This window comes from Lentzea kentuckyensis (assembly GCF_002150765.1).
GTDB classification, from domain to species: domain Bacteria; phylum Actinomycetota; class Actinomycetes; order Mycobacteriales; family Pseudonocardiaceae; genus Lentzea; species Lentzea kentuckyensis.
On the sequence record NZ_MUYM01000114.1, the window covers coordinates 1 to 2503 of the forward strand.

Consider the following 2503-nt stretch of genomic DNA (forward strand, 5'->3'; position numbering starts at 1 on the left):
CGAGCGTTTCCTCGCCGATGAGAACGGCGACGGCCTGCTGCACGTGTGGGTGCCACACGCGACCGCGGGTGTCGCCATCATCGAGACGGGCGCGGGCAGCGACGACGACCTGCTGACGGCGTTGGAGCGCATCCTGCCCCACGACGTGAAGTGGCGGCACCGGCACGGCACCCCTGGTCACGGCCGTGACCACGTGATGCCCGCGCTGGTGCCGCCGTACGCGACGATCCCGGTACTAGGCGGTGTGCTGGCGCTCGGCACGTGGCAGTCGATCTGCCTCGTCGACACCAACGTCGACAACCCGGTTCGCACGGTCCGGCTGAGCTTCCTGGCCGGCTAGCAGCAGCACGAGCCCGACGAGCGCGATCCCGCCGAACACCCACCACTCGGTGCTGATGGACCCGTCGTACATCAGGCTGCGCAGACCTTCCGTGGAGAACCGGAACGGCGTCCACGACCACAGGACTGCCTTGTAGACCGGGTTGAGCAGTTCCGGCACCTGGCCCGCCACCGCGGGCGCCATCAGGTAAAGCAGGCCGAGGACGGCCATCGCGCGGATGCCGAGGTGTTTGAACAACCCGGCCTGCAGCAGTGCGAACGACACGGCGACAGCGAGCATGAAGCCGAGTGCCTCGGCGCTGAACGTGACGCCCCACCAGGCCAGCAACCCGGTCACGGAGGCGACCACCAGCACGGCCGTGGTGAGCGACGACAGCAACCTCAGCCGGCGACCTTTCAGCACCACGAACAGCAGACCGGCGATCATTCCGCCGACCCACAGCAACGCCGACGCGGCGAGCGGCGCCGTGCGTTCGGCGGCGGACACGGCCTGGGTCTCGACCTTGAGCGGCAGCCCGGCGCCTTGCGCGACGCCGGTCAGCACCTGTTGCGCGACCTGCGTGCCGGACGGGTTGATCGCCGGGTTCAACCGGATCGTCGCCTGGCCGGGCACGATCTCCAGCACGCCGTAGACCTCCTTGTCCGCCAACAGGGTCCGGGCTTCGTCGGCGCCGACGACCCTGATGTCGACCTCGGCGGAGTCGGCGGCCGCGACGCGTTCCGCGATCGGCGGAGGCGCCACCACGGCGAGCGGGACGTCGTGCGGGTGCACGGTCGCCTGCACGCCGAAAGTCAGCAGTCCCAGGAGAAACGCCACCACCGCGCCTGCGACGGCGGTGACCAGCGCGGTGCGCATCACGAGCCTCCTAAAGTTCATCACTCGTTGAATTCTGTGAGCGAACGGTACGCCCGACACGCCATCGAAGTCAACGCCTGATGAATTAAGGACTGTCAGACCCACCAGGTACCGTTCCGCCCGTGACTTACCCAGGTGGCGGCGGACAGGGCGGCTGGAACGACCAGCAGGGCTGGGGCCAGCAACAGGGTGACCACCCGAGCGGTGGCTATCCCAGCGGCGGCTACCAGACCGGCGGCTACCCGCAGACCGGTGGTTTCCCGCAGCAGGGCGGCTATCCCCAGACCGGCGGTTTCCCCCAGCAGGGTCAGGGCGGGTACGGCGGCCTCGGCGTGTACGGCGGGTTCGGCGACGAACCGCCGAAGAAGAGCAAGAAGACGCTCTGGCTGGTGCTCGGCGCGGTCGTGCTGGTGCTGCTGGTCGGCGGCGGCCTCACGTGGATGCTGCTCTCGCGCTCGGACAACACCAACGCCCAGAACGGCCCGTCCACCCCGACCAGCGCCTCGTCGCAGCCGACCGATGGTCCGTGCAAGGACGACGGCATGCAGTGCGTCGAGACGGGTCTCGGCTTCAACTACGAGGTCCCGAAGAGCTGGGACGTGCTCGCCGGGGCCAAGATCGGCGTCGAGAAGTTCCCGGGCATCTCGCTGTCCGGCATCACCTCGTACGGCGACTACCAGTGCGAGGGCAAGGACTTCACGAAGGGCACCAACGGCGGCACGTTGCTGCCCAAGGGCGACATCAACAAGACGGCGACGGACTTCGCCAAGGCCATGGCGGTGCAGTTCTACTCCTCGGGCGGCGAGCCCAAGGTGGACCTGTCGCAGCCCAAGCCCGTGAAGATCCAGCACACCCAGAAGAACGGCCAGAAGGTCGTCGTCGAGGGTGCGCAGGTCGACGCCACGGTCACCCAGTCGGCCAGCAAGTGCCTGGCCAGCAAGGGCATGCTCAAGGTCGTCGTGCTCAACGGCAGCAGCAAGCTGCACGTGCTGGTCGTGAACGGCGACCTGGAGGGCGGCGGAGGCGGCAACAACCCTCCGCTGCCGAAGGAGACCGAGCTGCAGAAGATGATCGACTCTTTGGTGCCGACGACCTGATCAGCGCGTAGCTGCTGACGGATGAACGACAGAACGCCCGGCCGAGGATTCCCGGCCGGGCGTTCTTCGTCGGTTCGATCAGCCGCGAACGACCTGGACCAGGTGGTCGACGACCTCCGCGACCGGCACGTCGGCGCGCTCGCCGGACTTGCGGTCCTTGACCTCGACCACGCCGTCCTTCAGGCCGCGGCCGACGACCAGGATCGTCGGG

4 protein-coding genes are annotated in these 2503 nt (G+C 68.3%); 2 read left to right on the forward strand and 2 right to left on the reverse strand.

Going from position 1 to position 2503, the window contains the following annotated elements; genetic code table 11:
* A partial coding sequence (locus B0F77_RS39715; RefSeq protein ID WP_143467165.1) for a YjbQ family protein occupies nt 1-340 on the forward strand: 340 nt, incomplete at its 5' end.
* On the opposite strand, the gene B0F77_RS39720 is transcribed toward B0F77_RS39715, so the two are convergent.
* Nucleotides 236-1195, reverse strand: a complete 960-nt coding sequence (locus B0F77_RS39720) for a YhgE/Pip domain-containing protein (RefSeq protein ID WP_169731053.1) — start codon at nt 1193-1195, stop codon at nt 236-238. The genes B0F77_RS39715 and B0F77_RS39720 overlap by 105 nt on opposite strands.
* A 122-nt stretch (nt 1196-1317) precedes the next feature.
* Here B0F77_RS39720 and B0F77_RS39725 point away from each other — a divergent pair, with 122 nt between their 5' ends.
* Nucleotides 1318-2292 (forward strand): DUF8017 domain-containing protein, encoded by a 975-nt coding sequence (locus tag B0F77_RS39725; RefSeq protein WP_086668225.1) that lies wholly within the window; start codon nt 1318-1320, stop codon nt 2290-2292.
* A 78-nt stretch (nt 2293-2370) separates the two neighbouring features.
* Here the strand turns inward: B0F77_RS39725 and B0F77_RS50770 are convergent.
* Nucleotides 2371-2503 (reverse strand): His/Gly/Thr/Pro-type tRNA ligase C-terminal domain-containing protein (locus B0F77_RS50770; protein WP_342746894.1); only part of this gene is annotated, 133 nt, incomplete at its 5' end.

Bases quoted from the DNA above. Each gene is read 5' to 3' on its own strand.
- B0F77_RS39720 (WP_169731053.1), bottom strand. From the start codon at position 1,195: ATGCGCACCGCGCTGGTCACCGCCGTCGCAGGCGCGGTGGTGGCGTTT.